Below are 1,635 nucleotides of genomic sequence, written 5' to 3' on the forward strand. Positions count from 1 at the left end.
CGGAGTTTCGACCCCTTGATGCCTCGCCATAGTCAGGACGCTCGCAGGGGCAGAACAACAACGAAGGACATTTAATGACTACCAAGCTCGCACTCTCCTCGACGCCGGAAGGTATCGTCCCGGCGCTCCTTGCACACCTGAACTCGCTCGACGTTGACACCATGCTCGGTTTCTACGACCCGGAAGGATTGATCGTAGACGCCGCAGGGGTCGCTCACGTCGGCAGGGAGGCGATCGGCAGGGAGCTCTCCAAGTACTTCAGCCTCGGCCTTCAGATGTCGATCACGCAGCGTCACCTGTTCGTGGCGGGCGACATCGCGTCCCTCATTCTCGATTGGTCCTATATCGGCACGGCGCGGGACGGCACGAAGATCAACATGGTGGCGACCGCAACGGACATCGCCCGCCGCGGCCCCGACGGTCTGTGGCGCTACCTGATCGACAACCCGTTCGGCTCGATGCAGAGGAGCGCCGGCTGATGACGGATGCCGCGGAAGTTCTGACCGAAGCGACAGCGCTCGCATTCCGCGGCGTCCTCACAACCGGCGCCTACTGCAGGGCGACCTGCATCTCCCGTCCTCCCCGGCCAGAGAACATGCGCTGGTTCGGGTGCGTCTCCGACGCACAAAGAGCAGGCTTTCGCCCGTGCCTGCGATGCCGTCCCGACGACGAGAAATTTGCAAGGAGGAATGCCGATCTCGTGGCTGAGGCGTGCAAGCTGATCGATGCCGGCGACAGCTCGCCCACTGTGGCGGCTCTCGCACATGCGCTCGGCGTCAGTGAGGGGCACTTCCACCGGACGTTCCGCGCACACACTGGAATGACCCCGCGAGCATACATGCTCGAGAGGAGGGCTCAACTCGTCCGGGAAGGACTAAAACCGGGCAGGTCCATTACGTCGACGTTCTATGACGCAGGATACGGTTCCAGCGGACGGTTCTACGCGGTATGCAGCCGCGCGCTCGGAATGGCCCCGGCAGACTACAGGGCAGGCGGGCGCAGGGAAACGCTGCACTTTGCAGTCGGCCAGACATCGCTTGGTGCGATCCTGGTTGCTTCGAGCGACAAGGGCGTTGCGGCAATTCTCCTTGGGGATGATCCTGCCGCCCTCCTGACAGATCTTCAGGATCGATTTCCAAATGCGAACTTTGTCGGAGGGGACGAACGATACGAGGACACCGTCGCTAAGGTTGTTGGAATGGTTGAGCGCCCGGAGGTCGGCTTCGACTTGCCACTCGACCTGCGTGGGACTACCTTCCAGCGTCGCGTCTGGCTTGCGTTGCGAGATATTTCTCCGGGCGAGATCATCAGCTATGAAGATCTCGCTGCTAAGGTCGGACGTCCGAAGGCGGGTAAGGCTGTAGCCAGTGCCTGCGCGAGCAATCCTCTCGCCATCGCTATTCCCTGCCACCGTGTTGTAAGAAAAGATGGAGCGTCATTCCGCTATACCTGGGGAATTGAGCGGAAGGCTGAGCTGCTGCGAAGAGAGGAACGGCATTAAATCTAAATCGTGTTCTCGCACAACTGCGCCGCGGTGGTTTACCCGATTGTTCAGTGCTCCTGCCGAGCGAAACAGCTAATCCGTTACACCAGACCGTCTTGCTCAACCGGCTCGCCAGATTTCGATACGATTGA

At 60.7% G+C, this 1,635-nt stretch carries 2 protein-coding genes; both read left to right on the forward strand.

The features are described 5' to 3' along the window. Window positions 1-74 precede the first annotated feature (74 nt). The gene (locus FS804_RS24625; protein ID WP_022557096.1) at window positions 75-479 is read left to right on the forward strand and encodes a nuclear transport factor 2 family protein; all 405 of its coding nucleotides are present in this window, start codon (window positions 75-77) and stop codon (window positions 477-479) included. Next, window positions 479-1,501, forward strand: a complete 1,023-nt coding sequence (gene ada, locus FS804_RS24630; protein ID WP_144579345.1) for a bifunctional DNA-binding transcriptional regulator/O6-methylguanine-DNA methyltransferase Ada — start codon at window positions 479-481, stop codon at window positions 1,499-1,501. Before FS804_RS24625 ends, ada begins: the two co-directional genes overlap by 1 nt. The last annotated feature ends 134 nt before the right edge of the window (window positions 1,502-1,635 follow it).

The organism is Agrobacterium sp. DE0009 (assembly GCF_007680755.1).
Classification (GTDB): Bacteria; Pseudomonadota; Alphaproteobacteria; order Rhizobiales; family Rhizobiaceae; genus Agrobacterium; species Agrobacterium tumefaciens_B.

Bases quoted from the DNA above. Each gene is read 5' to 3' on its own strand.
- FS804_RS24625 (WP_022557096.1), top strand. From the start codon at position 75: ATGACTACCAAGCTCGCACTCTCCTCGACGCCGGAAGGTATCGTCCCG.
- ada (WP_144579345.1), top strand. From the start codon at position 479: ATGACGGATGCCGCGGAAGTTCTGACCGAAGCGACAGCGCTCGCATTC.